Source organism: Nostoc sp. C057, from assembly GCF_013393925.1.
Lineage (GTDB): Bacteria > Cyanobacteriota > Cyanobacteriia > Cyanobacteriales > Nostocaceae > Nostoc > Nostoc muscorum_A.
Map to the genome: position 1 here is coordinate 2,002,950 of NZ_CP040281.1, position 19,557 is coordinate 2,022,506.

Annotated in this window: 15 protein-coding genes, 1 tRNA gene and 2 pseudogenes; 9 read left to right on the top strand and 9 right to left on the bottom strand. The window is 41.4% G+C overall.

Annotated elements, in window-relative coordinates; translation table 11 throughout:
• The first annotated feature begins 149 nt into the window (after positions 1-149).
• Positions 150-425: a hypothetical protein gene (locus FD724_RS09100; RefSeq protein WP_175586852.1), complete on the top strand. Its 276-nt coding sequence runs from the start codon at positions 150-152 to the stop codon at positions 423-425.
• 192 nt (positions 426-617) lie between these two features.
• Here FD724_RS09100 and FD724_RS09105 read toward each other — a convergent pair whose 3' ends face one another.
• Positions 618-1,565, bottom strand: coding sequence for a DNA polymerase III subunit delta' (locus tag FD724_RS09105; RefSeq protein WP_179072384.1), 948 nt, complete (start codon positions 1,563-1,565; stop codon positions 618-620).
• 1,078 nt (positions 1,566-2,643) lie between these two features.
• Between FD724_RS09105 and FD724_RS09110 the strand changes: the two genes are divergently transcribed.
• Together FD724_RS09110 and FD724_RS09115 are read left to right on the top strand one after the other, a co-directional pair.
• Entirely contained in the window at positions 2,644-4,209 is a 1,566-nt protein-coding gene (locus FD724_RS09110) for an NAD(P)/FAD-dependent oxidoreductase (protein ID WP_179072385.1), read from the top strand.
• A 740-nt stretch (positions 4,210-4,949) separates the two neighbouring features.
• Positions 4,950-5,555, top strand: a complete 606-nt coding sequence (locus tag FD724_RS09115; RefSeq protein ID WP_179072386.1) for a DUF411 domain-containing protein — start codon at positions 4,950-4,952, stop codon at positions 5,553-5,555.
• A gap of 118 nt (positions 5,556-5,673) precedes the next feature.
• Here the strand turns inward: FD724_RS09115 and FD724_RS09120 are convergent, their stop codons facing one another.
• Positions 5,674-6,621, bottom strand: a complete 948-nt coding sequence (locus FD724_RS09120; protein WP_179072387.1) for a tetratricopeptide repeat protein — start codon at positions 6,619-6,621, stop codon at positions 5,674-5,676.
• A 249-nt stretch (positions 6,622-6,870) separates the two neighbouring features.
• Positions 6,871-7,263, bottom strand: coding sequence for a hypothetical protein (locus FD724_RS09125; protein WP_179072388.1), 393 nt, complete (start codon positions 7,261-7,263; stop codon positions 6,871-6,873).
• A 357-nt stretch (positions 7,264-7,620) separates the two neighbouring features.
• Here FD724_RS09125 and FD724_RS09130 point away from each other — a divergent pair, with 357 nt between their 5' ends.
• The 3 genes from FD724_RS09130 to metX all read left to right on the top strand — a co-directional run bounded on the left by FD724_RS09130 (position 7,621) and on the right by metX (position 10,542).
• Positions 7,621-7,866, top strand: a complete 246-nt coding sequence (locus FD724_RS09130) for an SGNH/GDSL hydrolase family protein (protein ID WP_218651511.1) — start codon at positions 7,621-7,623, stop codon at positions 7,864-7,866.
• A 183-nt stretch (positions 7,867-8,049) separates the two neighbouring features.
• A complete protein-coding gene (locus FD724_RS09135) occupies positions 8,050-9,354 on the top strand; it encodes an O-acetylhomoserine aminocarboxypropyltransferase/cysteine synthase family protein (protein ID WP_179072389.1) in 1,305 nt (434 codons plus the stop codon).
• A gap of 117 nt (positions 9,355-9,471) precedes the next feature.
• Positions 9,472-10,542 carry a homoserine O-acetyltransferase gene (metX, locus tag FD724_RS09140; protein ID WP_179072390.1) on the top strand — a complete coding sequence of 357 codons (1,071 nt, stop codon included), beginning with the start codon at positions 9,472-9,474 and terminating at the stop codon, positions 10,540-10,542.
• A gap of 155 nt (positions 10,543-10,697) precedes the next feature.
• Here metX and FD724_RS09145 read toward each other — a convergent pair whose 3' ends face one another.
• The 5 genes from FD724_RS09145 to FD724_RS09165 all read right to left on the bottom strand — a co-directional run bounded on the left by FD724_RS09145 (position 10,698) and on the right by FD724_RS09165 (position 15,740).
• On the bottom strand, positions 10,698-12,056 hold the full coding sequence (locus FD724_RS09145; protein WP_179072391.1) for an FAD-dependent oxidoreductase: 1,359 nt from the start codon (positions 12,054-12,056) through the stop codon (positions 10,698-10,700).
• A 49-nt stretch (positions 12,057-12,105) separates the two neighbouring features.
• Positions 12,106-13,668: an NAD(P)/FAD-dependent oxidoreductase gene (locus tag FD724_RS09150; protein WP_179072392.1), complete on the bottom strand. Its 1,563-nt coding sequence runs from the start codon at positions 13,666-13,668 to the stop codon at positions 12,106-12,108.
• A 321-nt stretch (positions 13,669-13,989) separates the two neighbouring features.
• Positions 13,990-14,062, bottom strand: a tRNA-Ala gene (locus FD724_RS09155).
• 65 nt (positions 14,063-14,127) lie between these two features.
• Positions 14,128-14,856, bottom strand: coding sequence for an HAD family phosphatase (locus tag FD724_RS09160; RefSeq protein ID WP_179072393.1), 729 nt, complete (start codon positions 14,854-14,856; stop codon positions 14,128-14,130).
• Positions 14,853-15,740: a class I SAM-dependent methyltransferase gene (locus FD724_RS09165; protein WP_114083986.1), complete on the bottom strand. Its 888-nt coding sequence runs from the start codon at positions 15,738-15,740 to the stop codon at positions 14,853-14,855. The genes FD724_RS09160 and FD724_RS09165 overlap by 4 nt, the downstream gene beginning before the upstream one ends.
• Before the next feature lie 375 nt (positions 15,741-16,115).
• Between FD724_RS09165 and FD724_RS42010 the strand changes: the two are divergent.
• From FD724_RS42010 to FD724_RS09175, 3 genes and pseudogenes are all read left to right on the top strand, one after another.
• Positions 16,116-17,327, top strand: a pseudogene (locus FD724_RS42010) (RtcB family protein); the annotation flags it as partial.
• Positions 17,313-18,263: pseudogene (locus FD724_RS42015) on the top strand (RtcB family protein); the annotation flags it as partial. The pseudogenes FD724_RS42010 and FD724_RS42015, both read left to right, overlap by 15 nt.
• 68 nt (positions 18,264-18,331) lie before the next feature.
• The gene (locus FD724_RS09175) at positions 18,332-18,532 is read left to right on the top strand and encodes a hypothetical protein (RefSeq protein ID WP_256874498.1); all 201 of its coding nucleotides are present in this window, start codon (positions 18,332-18,334) and stop codon (positions 18,530-18,532) included.
• 25 nt (positions 18,533-18,557) lie between these two features.
• Here FD724_RS09175 and FD724_RS09180 read toward each other — a convergent pair whose 3' ends face one another.
• Positions 18,558-19,436 (bottom strand): Rpn family recombination-promoting nuclease/putative transposase, encoded by an 879-nt coding sequence (locus FD724_RS09180; RefSeq protein ID WP_179072395.1) that lies wholly within the window; start codon positions 19,434-19,436, stop codon positions 18,558-18,560.
• Between the last annotated feature and the right edge of the window lie 121 nt (positions 19,437-19,557).

Here is a 19,557-nt window from a genome sequence, read left to right on the forward strand (position 1 = left end):
ACACTGTATTAATTATTAGCTTAAATATAAGCGCTCTGTCGGTGAGATAAAGTGAGTTTTTGCTGTAAATAAATGTGACATTTTACGTAAATATATGATTTCAAGGAGATATTTCTTAAGTTCAACGTAGAAATAAAGCAGGCTCACCCATGACAGCACAAGAGGCGCTGAATCTAGTCGATACTCTTTTATGCTCTACCTTTGGGCAAAGACTCAATGATGTTCAATCTGTGGTTTTGTTGGAAAGTTGGCTGGGGCACACTTATGCGGAAATTGCGGAGCAGATAAGTTATGAACACGACTATATCAAACAAGTAGGTTCTCAGTTGTGGCGATCGCTTTCTCAGGTAATTGGTGAAGAGGTTTGTAAAAAAAATATCCAATCTGTTTTGCGTCGCTACCAGCAGTCTCAAAGTGGTGGATAAGGGATTTCCAAGAAATCAATTATCCAAATAAACTAACCACTCCAGATGCAGAGAACACAGAGAGAGGATTGTTGCGTTAGTTTTAGGATATTTTTTAGTTGGAAGTCCCTGATTTAACAGTGTAGGCATAGCTCATTGTAGGTACTTAAAAAGCGATTGAGGTTTTTCGGCAAAAGTTTGTGAATACAATTTTTATTTTTGACATATAGATAGAAGCAGACATTCCCAAACTAGCCTGGGTTGAGCGTAAGCAAGCAAGTATTTACGAGATTGTTCTAGCTGATTAATAATACTGGCTTGATGCCAACGCTGCCAGTAGAATTGCTGAAGGTAATCAACTAACCACAGTTGGGCTTCTGTATCTAAATCCTTATCAATTTTCTTGGCTAACTCTAAGGCTTTGCGGTAGGAAGCAGGGGCTTTTTTCAAATCTTCGAGTAACTCCGGGGGAATAGTTTGTAATTGCTCGTAAGATGTGATCGCACTTCCCGCGCTGCCAGCTGCTATACTCAGCACTGCCTGATTTTGCAAAATTTCTTGATGATTTGTTTGTGTGAGTACAACAGCCAAAGACTGTGCATCTAAGCGATAAAAAGGAATGCGCTGACAGCGTGACACCAAAGTTGGCAAAACAGACTCAGGTGTAGGTGCAATTAAAATTAACGTCGCCTGTCCCGGTTCTTCCAAGGTTTTAAGTAAAGCATTAGCTGCGGCTTCTGCCATTGTTTGGGCTTCTTCCAGCACCACCACATTTCTCGGCGCTTCCAAGGGCGGACGACTTAAAAACTCGGTAATTTCCCGAATTTGCTCTAGCCGAATTACAGGTGGTGCTTTACGCTTAAGTCCTTTCTCAGCCGCTTCTGCTGCTGTTAATCGTTGTCCCTGGTATTGGTAAGTCGGTTGTACCCACAACAAAGCTGGATGGTTCCCCTGACGCAAACGGTTTTGTAAAGCCGCAGTGACTCCCATCTCGCGAGAAAATAGCAATTCTATAAAGCACTTTGCTGCTAAACTTCTTCCTACACCATCTGGCCCCACAAATAGATACGCTGGAGCAACCCGGTTTTGTCTGAAAGCCTGAGTCAGTAATTCTATAGCTTGCGATTGTCCTACAAGTGTTGCAAATGGGTCAATAGTCATTAGTTAATTGTAGAGTGACATTCTCACTTCTACAAGGATTTTGGAATACAAAGCAGTTCTCATCTCATACCTTGAGAGAAGCCCTTAGAGGATGTTTGAAAAGTCCTTTTGTCGGTATCAAATAGTTTTATATCCCCCTAAATCCCCCTTAAGAAGGGGGACTTTGATTGTGGTTCCCCCTTTTTTTAAGGGGGGTTAGGGGGGATCTAAAAGTGCCTAAAGTCACAGCGAAACACTTTTCAAACAACCTCTTATACTGTTTCACTTTAAAGTTGGTAAAAATAGGCAGCAGGGGAAAGAGTTAGAGACAAATTAGGTATTTTAGGAAATGGTATTACGCATATATAACAGAGTGTAAAGTTGTACATTTACACTTATACTTATAGCAATGAATTCTGAGATTTAATATCTATTTTTTAGGTATTCAGATATTAAAAGATAATCTTTTTTAGTTCCTGTACTTATCTAGCAAGCATAGTTTAAGGCAATTTAAACCTTGCCCAAAATTTATTAAGAAAAGCAAACATTATCAAACATCTTTTTGATTTTCGATAAGCTGAATAAATAAAGGATGGATAAAAATATGGGAGCATCCAAATTTTTCAAAAAATTACAAAATTGGCGCAAAAATCCTTTATAAATCTCTTGACGTTGTGTTGTTTACGGTTTTTTTAATTCTCTCATTCCTGTCGGAATGCAGCACGATAGCAAAATTAGGGATGCTCCTTAACAAGACCTGAGATTATTAAATTATCTTCTGCTAACTATCTGCAAGCCTTGACAAGAATTCATAGCTAAGTAACTTGGCTATTTTAAACATATTTCAGGGCATCTAAATGTTAGCTAAATTCTTCGCTAAATATTTTGATATTTAGCGATGCAGGAATTACCATTATCACCGAGAAAAATCCTTACATTTTATATCCAATGGCTCTTCTACCTGATTTTTCTTAAATAAAATCTACAAATTTAGGTGAAGATGCGCTGAGTATTTTGGCATTTCTAAAACTACAAGAACGGTGATAAAAAGTCATAACACCGAAATCAATAGAAATCAAAATTGCCAAAGGAGGCTGATATGGAAATCTTCGACTATGTGATTCTGGGAGCCGGGCTAGGTGGACTTTCGGCCGCAGCCTGTTTAACTCGACAAGGCTATCGGGTAGTAGTTCTAGAGCAACATTATTTACCTGGCGGATGCTGTCACACTTTTGATTTCGGAGAATACCGTTTTTGTGCTGACGTGCATTACATCTCTCAATGTGGTTCTGGTCAGACTATAATTCAATTTCTCGACTATATTCATCAAAATGTACCCTTTAATAGTCTCGATTCTGACTGCATCGATCGAGTCATCACACCAGAGACGGATTTCAAAATTCCTTTGGGATGGGAAAATTTGCGATCGCGTTTACTCTCCACATTTCCAGAAGAAGCTGGTGCGATTAACCATTACTGCAATGAAATTCAGCAACTCCACCAAGAAATTCGCAACCTAGTGCAGGAGGTACGCTGGTACGATCAAAAGTTGTCTGACTGGTTAAAACTACCAAAATATTTGAATTTATTTTGGAAGCGGAATTGGACACTGCAAGATTTGTATAACCATGTCGGATTATCGCCTAAACTGCAAGCAGTACTGGCGGGGCAAAGTGGCGACTATGCACTACCACCGCAGGAAATTGCGCTACTCACCCACACTTCCTTAGTTTGGGACTACTCAGAAGGCGCTTATTATCCAAAACATCACTTCAAACACCTTGTTGACACCATTGCAGATGTAATTACCGCAGGTGGAGGTGTTATCAAGTACTCAACTCCGGTGAGCCATATTCAAGTTAGCAACCATAGTGTCCATAGTGTCCTTGCTGATGGTAATAGCTATCACGCCAGCAAAGCTTATATCAGCGACCTCGACCCCAAATTAACAGTGGAGTTAATGCATGATATTACAGCTTTGAGTCAAAAAGAGCATCAACGCCTCACTAATTACCAATACTCAGCCAGTGCTTTTAATATCTACCTGGGTTTAGATAGCCGCTTCGATCCTCAACGCTACGGCATTGGTAACTGGAATGTTTGGTATTATCCCACAGGCGATCTGAACAGAGAATATCAACAACAATTAGAAGGTGACTTTAGCCAACCGTGGATTTTCCTCTCTTGTCCAACTATGAAATCTAGCGAACCAGGGATGGGGCCAGAGGGACATCATGTATTAGAAATTGCTACTGTCTGTTCTTATGAACCATTTGAACATCTGTACAAAAGCAACCCAAAAGCGTATAAAGCCAAAAAGCGAGAATTTTATCAGCAGATTATGACAAGTGTGCGAGATTTTATTCCCGATGTAGACAAATATGCCCGGATGAAAGTTTACGGTACACCTACCACCAGCGAATTTTATTTAGGACAACCGCAAGGTAATATTTATGGTGCGAAATTAGTACCTAAACAGGTTGGTTTAAATCGTCTGGGATATACGACAGAGTTACCTAATCTCTTTTTGGTAGGGGCGAGTGCCGGGTATCCAAGTGTACCAGGTGTAATTGGCAATGGGATGGATGTTGTCGAACTGCTGACAGGACAATCGGTATGGCACAAAGCAGCTGAAAGACCTCAGCCTTTGGTAGCAATTGGGTAAGAAATTGTAGCTTTGATAAAGCGATATCTGGCGACAAGCCGCTATGTGTCTAGGCTTGCAGTTGTGATGACTGAGAAGGGATCGCTTTTACTTTATAAGAGGATGTTTGAAAAGTCCTCTTGTCGGTATCAAAAGTTCTAGATCCCCCTAAATCCCCCTTAAAAAGGGGGACTTTGATTCCAAGTTTCCCCCTTAAAAAGGCTACGGTGTACACACAAGTCGAATTACCCCCCTCAATCCCCCCTTGGAAAGGGGGGAAGCCGGAAATCTAGTTCCCTCCCCTTTACAAGGGGAGGGTTAGGGTGGGGTAAAAACCAGATTCGTAAACTACTCCAGACTTGTGTGTACACCGTAGCTTTTTAGGGGTGGTTAGGGGGATCTCAAAGTGCCTAAAGTCACAGCTAAACACTTTTCAAGCAACCTCTAAGACGTAGTAGGGGTAAAATCGTAACTTTACCTTTTTAAATGCAGAAGGATGCAATGGCATTATCAGGCAACGCATTGGCATTGGCATTGTCAGGCGATGCAATGACATTGTAAGGTGATGCATTGGCATTGTCGAGCGACGCATTGGCATTTTTAGGCAATGCAATAGCATTGTCGAGCGATGCATTGGCTAAATTTGTAGTGTTTTAAACGCAGAGGAACACAAAGTAAGCGCAAAGGAAAGGTATGCAAAGTCTTTTTGAAGAGAATTTGTTACAACAAATTTATGCAATGTTGTAATCAGGAAGTCTCAGATGTCGCACAAAGAATTTATTTATTGCTGGCAAAAATGGTTGCTTCCCATCTTGGTACGTATCGTAGTAACAATTTTTCTCACAGTAGGCGTGTTAGGCATTTTGGGAAGCACCGCTTCTATAAGTAATGCTCAAGCTGTTTTTCCTGATTCTGTGACAGCTAATGCTCAACTGGTAAGTACTACTAAGCGTATTCAGGACAAACAGACACCATCAAAATCAACACAGCTAAATGCTACTGTATATCACAGTCCCGAATGTAACTGTTGTGGTGGGTGGATTGACCACTTAAAAACACAAGGTTTTCAAATCACAGACTTTTCCACGCCTGACATCGAAACAGTCAAACAAAAGTACAACGTGCCAGATAACTTATCATCTTGCCACACAGCAATTGTTAATGGATATGTCATAGAAGGACACGTTCCAGCAAACGACATCAAACGTTTGCTTCAAGAAAAGCCAAATGTTGTTGGTTTATCTGTTCCCCAAATGCCTGTAGGCACTCCTGGGATGGAGATGGGAAATCGAAAAGACCCGTTTACGGTGTTTGCCTTTGATGGCAATAAGTCAGTTGCGGTATTTAATAAATATCCATCTTCTTGATATTATCTCACTGGATTCAGAGGATGTTTTAAAAGTGGATTTTAATCTATCTTTAGCGATTAAAATGGTCAAAAGCTTTTAAAATATCCTTATATTATCTGAATCAGTGGTAGAAGATTTACTGGTTAGAATCAGTTTTGATGAACTGGGATAAATGACTGAACCATCTCCCAAACCAGAAGCGAGATGCTATGGTTGAAACATTTTGAGAAAGAAGCTCAATCGCATGGTTACAATCTTGCAGGCTTGCATCAATTCCCATTGCGTGATAAATCCCGCGAGCATTGCAAAAGGCATTCATTGCTTCTGATTCGCGATTGATTTTTTCTAACACTAAACCCAAATTAAACCAGGAGTTTGCTTCTGCATTTTGGTCATCAAGATTCCTTCTAATCTCTAATGAATATTGATGAAACTCAACCGCTCTTTGGTACTGTCCCAGAGCATTATAAGCACTTCCCAATCCACTTAAGGCCATGCCCTCCCCATTGCGATCGCTAATTAATCTTGTCACTTCTAACCATTGGTGGTAAAACTCAATTGCCAGTTGGTACTGCCCCAATGATTCATAAGTATTGCCCAAACTTCCTAGACAAATGGCTTCTCCAGTGCGATCGCCTGTTTTCCTGGTAATACTCAACCACTGCTGATAAAACTCAATCGCTTGGTCGTACTTGCCCAGGTATTCATAAGTATTGCCTAAGCTTCCTAGACAAATGGCTTCTCCAGTGCGATCGCCTATTTTCCTGGTGATACTCAACCACTGGTGATAAAATTCGATTGCTCGCTGGTATTTCCCCAGTGATTGGTAAGCGTTACCCAATCCAGACAAAGATTTGGCTTCTCCGAAGCGATCGCCTATTTCTTTCGCTATATCCAACCACTGCTGATAAAACTCAATTGCCAGGTGGTACTCCCCAATGGACTGATAAGCATTGCCCAAACTTGCTAAACAAATGACTTCACTGTTGCGATCGCCTATTTCTCTGGCTTTGTGCAAGCACCGCTTTTCAAACTCAATGGACTCGATGTTATTTAGGCTCCCTGTTCTAATTACTTCTGTCATTCTCTATAGAAAACGAAATTTTTGCTTGATAGGTTGTTGATTATACAATTTTCTGTGCATTCAACACACAATAGCAGAACTTATAAGTACAAGCTCTGTCAAAATTTAGGAATTGTTCTTCAATATGTAACTTTGTTTTATACACCAGCGATCGCTGTGTATAAAATACTTTTATTTATATTTTGTAAGAAGCACACGAATATAGTATACTCACAAATTTGGCTTTAGAAAAAATATAAGAAAAACCAATCAATCCGCAGCAGCATAATCAGGCAATGCGTTGAGTTGTGAATTAACAGCACTTAGATAATTTTGGTCATTTAAAGCTTTTGATGGTAATTTATCTGCATTAACAGCAGCTTTCACCAAATCGTTTGCAATAATATTTCTGTTCAGAGTTTCAAATACTAGCATCTCTCCACTAGGAATGCCGTGCTGCTTCAAACCTCCCTGATACGCAAAAGTAACTAGATTGAAAGGTTGGAGGTAATTCACAGAAATAGAATTACTAGGTAAATTGTTAGAGTTAATAGCAATTGTTTCACTATTATTGTTAGTAGCTGTTTGAGCGACAGCAATTCCAGGTACAAGAGTAATAGAAGCAAAAATAAGTGTAGATTTTATTAAAGTAAGGAGTTTCATAAGGTTATTCTTAGGTAAAATGCGATCGCTGTTCTTAAGTAATAGAATCTTCTTTATTATTAATCTCAGCTTCCTTCATTCAGTTCATCTGATCGGTTGATATCTGACTCACCCAAAAGGGTGAAGCAATTGAGCGATAAAAATCCCGTTAAGTCGAGATATATAACAGAGCGATTGTAATTTTCTAGTACTTAACGGAGGCGAGTTGAACATTTATGCAATTTTTTGACTCGCGTCTTGAGTTTCTATAAGCATTGCAGCAATTAGTTTTCCAGATTTGCGAAAACTTCCTACGACTCTTCAAGCAGGCGATCGCCTTTATGCAAGCATGAGGGATTTGATCGGTTTTTCGTTGCGATGTCTACGACAGGGTACGCCTACGCAAATCCGGCAGCCTTTAACTTTAGCAATGTCATCAGTCCATGTCTATCTGGCGTAGGCGATGCCAGCCGCAGGCATCGCACCTGTAGTAACCCAGACCAGTTTTTGTTCTGGGATGGCATTCATCCAACGGCTGCGGCTCATCGCATCATCGGGGAAACTGCTTTTTCAACGATTCAAGAGGCAGGGATGATTAATTCTCGTTCAATGTTGGTTCCCTAACTTACTTAATCAGCCAAAAATCAACGATAGGGGCGCACAGTTGTGCGCCCTTACACTATGATTTAATTTACTAAAAATAACTGTAAAATACGGTAAGCCTTAAGAATTACCGTTGATTAATCTAGCCTAACGCTCAAGTAGCATATTACTTATTTGTATAATTGGAAACCAAAATAACTGCTGATGTCTGAACAATATCGTTTTGAAACTCTGCAAGTTCATGCTGGACAAGAGCCGGCTCCTGGAACTAATGCCCGTGCTGTACCAATTTACCAAACTACTTCCTACGTTTTTGACGACACCGAACACGGAGCGCGGTTATTTGCTCTCCAGGAATTTGGTAACATTTACACCCGAATCATGAACCCGACGACGGATGTATTTGAAAAGCGGATTGCTGCACTAGAAGGGGGTGTAGCAGCATTAGCAACCGCTAGTGGTCAGGCGGCGCAATTCTTGGCAATCAGTACAATCGCTCAGGCTGGGGATAATATCGTTTCCACTAGTTTTTTGTATGGAGGAACATATAACCAGTTTAAAGTATCATTACCACGTTTAGGTATTAACGTCAAGTTTGTCGAGGGAGACGATCCAGAAAGTTTCCGTCAGGCGATCGACGATCGCACCAAAGCGTTATACGTTGAAACTATTGGCAATCCTCAATTCAACATTCCCGACTTTGCCGCATTAGCTCACATTGCCCACGAAAATGGCATACCTTTAATTGTGGATAATACCTTTGGTGCTGGTGGGTATTTAGCTCGACCAATTGAACATGGTGCAGACATTGTAGTGGAATCTGCAACTAAATGGATTGGTGGACATGGTACTTCCATTGGTGGTGTAATAGTCGATTCGGGTAAATTTGACTGGGGTAACGGCAAGTTTCCCCTATTTACTGAGCCAGCACCTGGCTATCATGGGCTGAATTTTCAAGAAGTGTTTGGGCCTAATGGTTCCTTTGGCAACATTGCTTTTATTATTCGCGCCAGAGTGGAGGGGTTACGGGATTTTGGCCCGTCTTTGAGTCCATTTAACGCCTTTCTTTTACTGCAAGGATTAGAGACTCTTTCTTTACGAGTAGATCGGCATGTCAGCAATGCCTTAGAATTGGCTCGGTGGTTAGAGCAACAAGAGCAAGTATTATGGGTTAATTATCCCGGACTTCCTAATCACCCTTATCATGAACGAGCGAAAAAATATCTCCGGCATGGCTTTGGGGGAGTTTTAAACTTTGGCATCAAAGGTGGATTGGATGCAGGTAAAGCTTTTATTAATCATGTGAAATTGGCGAGTCATTTAGCAAATGTTGGTGATGCTAAAACCCTCGTGATTCATCCCGCTTCCACAACTCATCAACAGCTAAGTGATGAAGAACAGCTTTCAGCAGGTGTAACGCCCGATTTAGTGCGCGTATCAGTAGGAATTGAACATATTGACGATATTAAAGAGGATTTTCAGCAGGCATTCCGGCAAGTTAAGATTTAATTCTTAATTGGGCATTGGGCATGGGGCATTGGGCATTGAGTATTGATTCTTCTCCCCCTGCTCCCCCTGCCCCCCTGCCTCCCCTGCTCCCCTGCTCCCATCTCCCAACTTCTAGATATGATCTACTCAGATTTCATCTCACCACAAACCCAGTTTTACCAGCTTACAGAGCCATTTCAACTTGAAAGCGGCGAAGTATTAATTGGGGTTCAGATTGCTTATCGCAGCTGGGGAGAGTTAAATGCTCAAGGCGATAATGGGGTACTAATTTGTCATGCCTTAACTGGTTCGGCTGATGCTGATGATTGGTGGGAACCTTTGTTTGGTTCAGGAAAAGCCTTCAATCCCGATCGCAATTTTATTGTGTGCAGCAACATTTTGGGAAGTTGTTACGGTACAACAGGGCCAACTACTATCAACCCAACAACCAGAAAGCCTTATGGTGTATCCTTCCCTAAAATTACAATCCGAGATATGGTTCGCCTACAAGCTGTACTACTAGAATATCTGGGTGTTCAATCTCTGCGGTTCGTAATTGGTGGTTCGCTCGGTGGAATGCAATCACTGGAGTGGGCATTATTATATCCCGACAAGGTGAAAGGTATTGCACCTATCGCTGTTTCTGGCAGACATTCCGCTTGGTGTATTGGATTAAGTGAAGCCCAAAGACAGGCAATTTATGCCGATCCAAATTGGCAAAGAGGAAACTACACCCTGGATGCGCCTCCCAACCAAGGACTAGCAGTGGCGAGAATGATGGCGATGTCTACTTACCGTTCTTGGGATAGTTTTACAACCCGCTTTGGACGGCAGTATGATCCCTCTGAGAAGTTTGCTATAGCCAGTTACTTACAGCATCAAGGTCAAAAGCTGACAGAACGATTTGATGCCAATACTTATATTACCCTCACCCATGCAATGGATGACCACGATATTGCACGCGATCGCACAGCTCCTAATTTATCAGATTATGAATCTGTTCTGGGGAGCATCCAGCAACCAACTCTAGTTGTCGCCATTGATTCTGATATTCTCTATCCACCAGTAGAACAACAAGAATTAGCAAATTTAATTCCTAATGCTCAACTATCGTGGTTAAAGTCAACCCACGGACATGACGCATTTTTAATTGATATGGCTGCATTGAATGAAATTATTCAACAGAACCATAAGTTTGTTCTTTTTTAAACCATAGAAACGATCGCAGTAGTCAATATTACATAACTCAATACAGTTCAGATAAAACCAAAACACTTGTAGAGACGGCGATTTATCGCGTCTCAAAAACCCAAAATTTTTGCCAGTGGCCCTTAACCCAAGCGTATTGGTTTAGAATTACAATCTCAAGACCGATGGGAACGGGGATGAGTTAAATATTTTCCCATGCCTGCCGTATCCGTCGCTATATTTACTGTGTCTGGGTTTCCGTCGTTGAATCCAGAAATGGAGACAGCTAAGGGTGAACCGATGAGTTGAGCAACTCGAAAGGCAGATGCGATCGCTCCTTCATGCAATCCATCTCCTAGATAAGCTCCCGCATAGTAAGTGTTGTTCTCTCCATTGGTGGCAACTACTTCGTCTCGATATCGAAAAGATTCAGTGGTATACAACGGCGTGTGATGTTCTTGAGTGTGAATAATGTGAGCAGGATCAATCATCCTTTCTAGTTGAAACGATAAAAAATAATTCTGTGGCGATGAGATGCCACAAAGCTGATTCAAGTAACTGTTATATCCCCATCGAGTATCTGTCTGGAAGAAATCAAATTCCGAGGGGTGGTGGATGTGATGATGATCATACATGGAAGTATCAGTATGAATTGTAGTGGTTGCATAATTGGCTTTCCAATTTGAGAAGCGTTTAATTTCAGCCTCGGTTGGGTCAGCTAACAGAGCCATCACTTGGTCGGGTGGCGTGGCAAACACGACTTTATCAAACTCCTGGATATCACCGTGCGATAGCGAAGCGCTGCCGCCAGAGGCAGATCGCTGGATTTTCACACCATCTGCACTTCTAGAAATATTAACAATCCCCACATTCAACAAAACTTCCCCTTTAAATCGTTCCAGAATTTTTTCAATATAGGAATATACACCGCCTTTAATCCTGAGCCATTTGACTGCGAGGTAGTCGCGTAACATCGGAATTCCCATCTCTGCGGGAAAGTTATCAATGAGTTCAAAGGGCATTGAGTAGCTATACATCGTCAGCAACTTTAGCCAGGTATTGCTTATACTTTGGTTGTTTACATATTGAGACAGTGGGCGATCGCAAAAATCTTCCATCTGGGCAAATCGCGTTTTTAGCCATAATCCAAGGGAACGGGTATGGATGGTATCGAACCGCAGATATTCAATGAGGCGTTGGATGCCTGTATAGTTGTTCTCATTCGTGACCTTTGAGAAAAAGGGAATACCATTTTTGGGGAATAAAGCTGAACCGACACGGATGGGTTCTAGTTCCACTCCTAGCTCTTGCATAAGAGCAATGAAGTTGTGAAATACAGTAGGAAATTCTAGCACTCCACTTTCCAACATTTCATTGCAATCAGATTGGTTAGGCTGAACATTCTTGTTAAGTGTCCGAATATGTCCCCCTAACATCGGCTGCCGTTCAAACACGGTGACATGATGCCCTTGTTTATCAAGTAGGTAAGCTGTAGCCATACCACTGCCTCCACCACCGATAATTGCAATTCTCATAACTGACCTCTCAGTTGTTGAATATGAATAATATCTGCGAGTTCTCTGTTTAGCTATTGCCTAAAAGTACGTCACCAGATAATCGCTGATACAGCAATGCCCCAGTCCAGAATGTGGGAGCAAAGCCCGGATAGCCTGATGAAGCATTGCAGAAATAGAAATGCTTGAGTGAGGTTTCGTGATTCAAGCGTCCCAAACCCATGTTGCGCGGTGTGAGGCTAGAACCGTAGGAATTCCCGTTGGGACACCAGCAATAACGTTCATTGGTGGTGGGGCTACCGGTAATATGAAAGACTAGATGCTTTCTAAAATTCGGTACATATTCTTTTTCCACGACATCCAGGATAGAATCGAGGATTTCTTGCTTCTTGTGGTTGTAAGCTTTACGTTCGCTTTGTCGTAATTGCTTAAAGTAGTCGTAATTAGCAACGGTAAGGAATTCGACAATCTGACAATCCTCTGGACAATCCCGACTCGCTTGTGTCAATAAAGTCGGCGTTGTTATGGCAAAGCTAGGATTGGAAAAATCATTGTGTTCATACATCTGAGAAAAGGCTTCATTCAAATCCTGATGACCAGTGTGGAAAACATTCCACTTGCCAAATCCATAGTCTCGCAGGTCGAGGTCTTTGACGACGCAATAAGCCATGTAGTTGGATGCAGAATACTCATAGTTGAGTTTTCGGCGCACGGTTTTAGAGAACTTTGACTCACCAATCATTTTGGCGGCTTTTTTGGGGTCAATGTTACAAATCACGGTGTGGCCTGTAAATTCGTGAGTTTGATGGGTGTTTAAATCCATCGCTTCAACGCCCGTAACCGTTTTGTCTATGACTCTAAAATTCGTGACTTCATGGTTTAGTAGTACCTGCCCTCCATTTGATTCAATCACTTTGACTAACGAATTGATAACATGCTCAAAATGCTGGGTTGGGTAAAATGCACCTGCTTGATAGCCCTTGAATAAAGCGACCCAGGCATAAAACGAGAGTTGATTTGGAGGCAGCAAAAAATCAGGCCATTGCAGAGCTAATAGGGTTTGGACGGCTTGGGGTAGCTGAAATTTATCGAATACATCCTGAAGTGTGCTGTTGAGATATTGGACAGTACAAAACACTTCACTTGTATGCTTGAGCAGTTCAATTGGCTTAACTGGAGGAGCGAGTCTTTTCAAACCTGCACTCGTTTTTTCAACATCGTTAACAAATTGGCGAATGCGATTCTCTGATCGAGAGGCTCCGCCAACGCTATATTCAGGAAACAGCTTTGATAATCGCTGGATCAGTTCCTCTGGTTCCGAAGGCATATCTAACGCATACCCCGGCATTCGCATGTGGTCAAAACCATCCGGGTCGTACCGTTCAAAAGTAACTTCCCCATCCAAGCCTAATTTCTTGAGTACCCGATTAACCGTTTGTCCTTCACCGCAATCCCAAACATAATGGAATTGGGCATTAAACGTGTATTTTTTCGCCATCGTAAACGTGTGACCAAAGCCGCCCGGATGCTCATGAGCTTCGAGTATTTGCACGGTCTTACCTGAGTTTGCCATCAAAGCGCCAAAGACCAATGCTGATAAACCACTGCCTACAATTAGGTAATCCGCTTTCATAGGAGGTTTCCTCAAACAATAAACGTCTTTTTCGATAACAATTTTCTCTATGCTTCAACCCGCTTTATCACAATGGTTTGATGGTAATCTAAGTGGTTCGGCAAACAAAATATATATATTCGGCATTGCGAATTGAGTGAAGCAGGTTGATATCGATCTTGCTTCCATTTACACTATTTCGACGACTTTATCTTAAATTACCGTAGTATCTCATCCCTCTACAGGATAGGGAGCGTCAATTAAGTTACCCCAACATCGGCGGTTGTATCTTACCAAACACTAATTCTTTAAAACTGACAATAATTATTTAATGGACACAAATGGAGAATAACGGATTTGAACCGATGGCCTCTGCGGTGCGATCGCAGCGCTCTACCAACTGAGCTAATTCCCCTGAATCGTTGCTAAGTCAAGAGTAATATTACTCATTAACTCAATAGACTATCACCATAGAGTATTCTAACATTCAGTTGCCGATGGCTGAGGCTCTTTTTGAGAATAAATCTTCTGCACGCGTTCTAGTTCTAAATCACTGAGATAATCAACAGTCCAATTACAGCAGCGTTGAAGCATGTGGAATGGGTAAGTGTTCGCTACACCCACAACTTGCATCTGCGATCGCTTCGCTGCGGCAATACCTGCGGGGGTATCTTCAATTGCCAGACACTCTTGTGGTTGAAGGTTTAATTCAGGATATTCTTTATTTAGGCATTTTACTGCCAGTAAATAACCATCGGGTTCTGGTTTACTGGTGGTTATGTCATCGCCTGCAACGATAATTTTAAAATGTTTGTCTAGTTTGGCACGATGGAGTACCAACTCTATTTCTTGGCGAAGAGCGCCACTGACTAATCCTAATTTCAAATTCCGCGATCGCACCTGATATATTAAGTCTTCAACACCTGGATATAAAGGCAGTTTCTCTATTTTCTCTAACTCCACCGTATAAGCTTGGGCTTTGCGGTACAACAACTGAGTTAAGTAGTTTTCGTTAGCGACTCTACCACGATTAGCGAGTAGTTGCTGAAAACAAGCGCGATCGCTGCGTCCAAGAGAAGCTTGACGCTCACTCACCTTTTGGGGTTGGAGATTTTCTTCAATGAGAATCTCGTCGATCAGTTGTAGGTGGATTGGCTCATCGTTAATGATGACACCATTGAAATCAAAGAGAACTGCCTTTAAACTCATGCGATTATGCCAAATGCGGGAGATCCAAGTCCCTCCAAATCATTATTATCTACTGATGTGGGAGTATAACGACGGACATTTTCAGTTGCGATCGGTTTAACGCCGCCAGTTACCTGATTTATCCACCATACATCCTGCGATCGCACGGCTTCAAATCCGGCCGCACCCATATTCGCCTCTGTACTACCAGCAGCATACTCACGAATATATGGCTCTTCAAAAACATCATTAAGCCATTCTAGCTGCCGCAGAGTCTTTTGATTTCCATCTAGAATTAGTACTTGCCCTCCAGTTACTAGCAACCGAAAGCTTTCCTGCAAAATTGCTAAGGACACCTCATTTGGAGTTTCGTGGAATAGCAAAGAAGCTGTCACTAAGTCAAATGTTGCATCTCTGAAACTGGTTTTTTCCGCATTTCCGTGTCGCCAGACTATCTCTAAACCAGCATTTCTAGCTTTATCTTCTGCCCTTACCAGCATATAGGGTGATAAATCCAAACCAATAACTTCCGCTTCGGGAAAAGCCCGTTTTAACATTAAAGTAGTGGAACCTGTGCCACAACCTAAGTCAAGTATGCGTCGTGGTTTTACCTTGACGGCATCAACCAAAGCTTGACGGACAATACCTTCATTAGGCGGTAGAACGTATTGAGTAATCGGATCGTAAGTAACTGCTGCATTGTAAGTGAGATAGCCGCCTGTAATCCCGTGAAAGTTTTGACTGCTGTAGTACGAGGGAATTATGACATCATCTCGCCGGAAGCGATCGCATTCTTTCTCCCAGTCAATACTATCAGCGTAACGCTGTAACCCGTCTTCATCAATCAAAAGACGCACTACAGGAGATAAAAAACGTTCCCAGATTGTATCTTGACGCACTGCCATATTGTGTCAGAACTTTAAAAGCTGATTTAAACAGAGTAATTTTCTTTACAAATTTTAATATATCTAGGAAACATCTGTTTTCTCTCTCTGGTATGGACTTGACGTTTATAAATACATGGATTACATTTGTATTACAATGATGTTACTCCCTAAAAGTAGTTTTTCAGCTTTATGAAGACCGAACGAGTTAAATGAAAGACAATAAACATTTAAATTGCTACAACTAAGTAGTATGTCAAGTTTAAATTTATGGGTAAGCAAATTAGTAGTAATGAATTTAGTGCTTACTACAAACCCTAAAAATTACTAGATAAATTATCACTACCATAGACCTAATCCAAAATCTAAAATTTAAAATTCAAAATAGAATAAATTATGCCCTACGAAAAGTTAGAAATTACCACACCAGCACCCGTTTTATCTTGGGCAAATCACTCTTTGGGCCCAGAAGAAACCAAGATGGCAAAAAATGTGGCATCATTACCATTTGTGTTTAAGCACGTGGCCTTAATGCCAGATGTCCACTTAGGTAAAGGTGCTTTAGTTGGTTCTGTAATTGCAACCAAAGAGGCAATTATCCCTGCTGCTGTCGGTGTAGATATTGGTTGCTTCATAGGAGATACCTTAATTCCTCTAGCGGATGGTAAATCTTATCGTATTAAAGACCTAATGGATTGGGGTACAGAGTTTATTGTTTATGCTTGTACGCCAACAGGAAAAATCGTTGCGGCTCAAGCAACTGCTAAGTTGACTAGACGAAATGCTCCACTCGTGAAAGTGATTCTGGATAACGGTGAAGAAATTATTTGTACTCCCGATCACCAATTCATGCTTCGAGACGGAACCTATAAAGAAGCTCAGTTACTTCAAGCAGAGACTTCCTTAATGCCCTTTTACTCCAAGACTGACAAAGATGGCTACACCCTGATTACTCAGCCATACTCCAGCAGATGGCAAAAAGCACACTGGATTATTGCCAGGTCTGGGTTACTCGGCAAAGTTCCTAGATTTGAGGGACAGAAAACAGTTATTCATCATCAGAATTTCGATGAATCTGATAATCGACCAGAAAATCTTCAATTCATGGGTAATCGCGATCATTCTGCTTACCACCGCTCTCTAGTGGAGCGTAACCAACACTGGCATTCTGCCGAATTTGAAGAAAAAAGAGTTGCTTCCCTTGCTCAAAAAGCAAAAACTCCAGAAGGATACCAATACTATGCTGAACGGGGAACTAGGAATATCCTTCAATACATGGAACAGCAACCAGAGCATTTTAAAAATGCAGTCGCAGGTAATGGTAATCGGGGTAAACAATATCTAGTTGAATATAACAAGAGTGAAAAAGGGAGAGAAAAGTCTCAAGAGATTGCTAACAGATACTATACCTGTGAGATTTGTGGTGTAGATGTCAAAACTCCAATTGGACTCCACAATCACCGCAGAAAAAAACATCAATGCAATCACAAGGTTGTAGCAGTAAATCTACTAAATTACACAGAGGATGTTTACTGTCTAACAGTACCGGAGTACCATAATTTCGCCCTAAAAGCCGGAGTATTTGTTCATAACTGCGGTATGAGCGCGATCAAAACAGCATTTACCGCCGAACAACTAGAAGGAAAACTGAAGAAAATCCGCTTGGATATTGAAGCAGCAATTCCGACTGGATTCAACGAAAATAAAGACGTTGAAAAATCCGTCAGTAACTGGCAACACTGGGATGATTTTAAAGACTTGCATCGAGGTGTGCAAGACCTACAAGGTAAAGCAATGAAACAGATGGGTTCTCTTGGTGGAGGAAATCACTTTATTGAAGTGTGCCTTGATACAGAGAATCAAGTTTGGCTGATGCTGCATTCTGGTTCGCGTAACATCGGCAATAAACTCGCCCAGTGTCATATTCACACAGCCAGAGAATTAGCAAAAATGGCAGGTAATAAATTACCTGACCCTGATTTGGCTCACTTTGTCGCTGGTACGCCAGAATTCCAGGCATATTGGCATGATTTGCAATGGTCACAAAACTATGCGCGTGTCAACCGCGATGTGATGATGGCGCGTTTTAAGCACATAGTTGAAAAACATCTGGTAGGCGGGAAAGCAACTAAACCTTTATTGCAAGTTAATTGTCATCACAATTACGCCGAAAAAGAAGTGCATTTTGACGAGGATGTATACGTTACTCGTAAGGGTGCAGTCCGGGCTCAGACTGAAGATTATGGGATTATTCCTGGTTCGATGGGGGCAAAGTCTTTCATTGTTAAGGGTAAAGGTAATGCTCACAGCTTCTGTTCTTGTTCCCACGGCGCGGGGCGTTTGATGTCTAGAAATAAGGCAAAAAATGTCTACACACTTGATGATTTGATAGAGCAAACAAATGGTGTAGAATGCCGCAAAGATGAGGGTGTGTTAGATGAAATTCCTGGTGCTTATAAGCCGATAGAACAAGTTATGGCAAATCAAGCAGATTTAGTTGAAGTTGTAGCAACACTAAAGCAAGTTCTTTGTGTTAAAGGATAAATTTGTCGGGTGGGTAGTCCCACCTTTTTTCTTTTTTAAATGCAGAAGCTGGTTTTCAAAATATTCAAGTGAAGACCCAACAACTAGGTTTCTACTGCAATCTAGAGCAAGCTAAAGAATGGAATGGAGGATGGTTTCATCCTAGAGAAAATCCCTTGTTACAGGTTTCATCAGAGCAAATGGCAGAATTAAAAGCAGAGTATCGTCAAAAAATTGAAGCAGAAACAACAGAGCAAGATGCTTGGTATGAAAATCTGACTTTTTTGTAACTGGTAGAAAGGTTGAGAGCAAACTCTAATTTTCTATTGTATTTAGCCAATTCATTAAATCAGCCTCACTAGCAAAATCTAGTAAGACTTCACCCAAGTTTTCTAACTGAGCTAAGGACAACTCTTGCAACTGGGATTGTAATTGAGAATTAATTGAACCAAGCCGACGAGTTAATAGACGTATCACTAGCCTCAGTTCTGATTGTCTTCCTTGTTCAATGCCTTGTTCAATACCCTGTTCAATGCCTCGTTGTCTCCCTTCTTGGAGCCCTTCTTGGAGAATTTCTTGATAAATGGCAGATTCTCTCATATCTTCTCTCCTCAAAAACTGACGAATGAGTTCTGGCTCGAATACCAACCCTGCTAGAAGTTGGGTACATACCGAGATACTCTGCTTAGTGGCTGCTTCTTCAATCATACTCACCTGAACTGCTACCTGTTGAAGTAAGCTTTGAGGAGAATCTGTTCGCGCCAAAGTTGCCAGAGGTAACAAACCAGGAGATAACAATAAAGGCTCTGGATCTTGTTCCCAAATTCGGATGACGCGATAACGGTGGGTAGTATTGCGGGCAGTAAATTGATCTACAAATACAGCTTCTGAAGTTGTGGGTTTAAGGAAAATCACTACCTGCTCGATATCACAATTGTATTGTCGATATAGCCGCACCCAATAGTCCAACATCCGCAGTGGCAAGGGTGGAGTTGATGCTGGTAAGGTTTGAAACTCTAAATGCAGTATCTGATTGGCAGTTTGCAAAAAGGTTACTGAATCGGCACGAATTGGTTCTTGATTTAATTCTGTTTTGAGAATCTGGATGTCCGTTACTTCAGATGCAAGTAAGTAGCGGATAAAATCTTCTGGATACTGCTCAACCAGATATTTCAGGGTGTTATCGTATGTCACTGTGATATCAGTTTGGACATAAACTCATGTAGAGACGTGATATCGCTACATGATTTGTTCATAAAAATTTAAGTTTACGTGTTGTTTATTGTTAGCGCTACTCTACGAGAAAGGCTGTTCG

Coding starts and splice junctions, on each gene's coding strand:
- FD724_RS09100 (WP_175586852.1), top strand. CDS start 150: ATGACAGCACAAGAGGCGCTGAATCTAGTCGATACTCTTTTATGCTCT.
- FD724_RS09105 (WP_179072384.1), bottom strand. CDS start 1,565: ATGACTATTGACCCATTTGCAACACTTGTAGGACAATCGCAAGCTATA.
- FD724_RS09110 (WP_179072385.1), top strand. CDS start 2,644: ATGGAAATCTTCGACTATGTGATTCTGGGAGCCGGGCTAGGTGGACTT.
- FD724_RS09115 (WP_179072386.1), top strand. CDS start 4,950: ATGTCGCACAAAGAATTTATTTATTGCTGGCAAAAATGGTTGCTTCCC.
- FD724_RS09120 (WP_179072387.1), bottom strand. CDS start 6,621: ATGACAGAAGTAATTAGAACAGGGAGCCTAAATAACATCGAGTCCATT.
- FD724_RS09125 (WP_179072388.1), bottom strand. CDS start 7,263: ATGAAACTCCTTACTTTAATAAAATCTACACTTATTTTTGCTTCTATT.
- FD724_RS09130 (WP_218651511.1), top strand. CDS start 7,621: ATGTCTACGACAGGGTACGCCTACGCAAATCCGGCAGCCTTTAACTTT.
- FD724_RS09135 (WP_179072389.1), top strand. CDS start 8,050: ATGTCTGAACAATATCGTTTTGAAACTCTGCAAGTTCATGCTGGACAA.
- metX (WP_179072390.1), top strand. CDS start 9,472: ATGATCTACTCAGATTTCATCTCACCACAAACCCAGTTTTACCAGCTT.
- FD724_RS09145 (WP_179072391.1), bottom strand. CDS start 12,056: ATGAGAATTGCAATTATCGGTGGTGGAGGCAGTGGTATGGCTACAGCT.
- FD724_RS09150 (WP_179072392.1), bottom strand. CDS start 13,668: ATGAAAGCGGATTACCTAATTGTAGGCAGTGGTTTATCAGCATTGGTC.
- FD724_RS09160 (WP_179072393.1), bottom strand. CDS start 14,856: ATGAGTTTAAAGGCAGTTCTCTTTGATTTCAATGGTGTCATCATTAAC.
- FD724_RS09165 (WP_114083986.1), bottom strand. CDS start 15,740: ATGGCAGTGCGTCAAGATACAATCTGGGAACGTTTTTTATCTCCTGTA.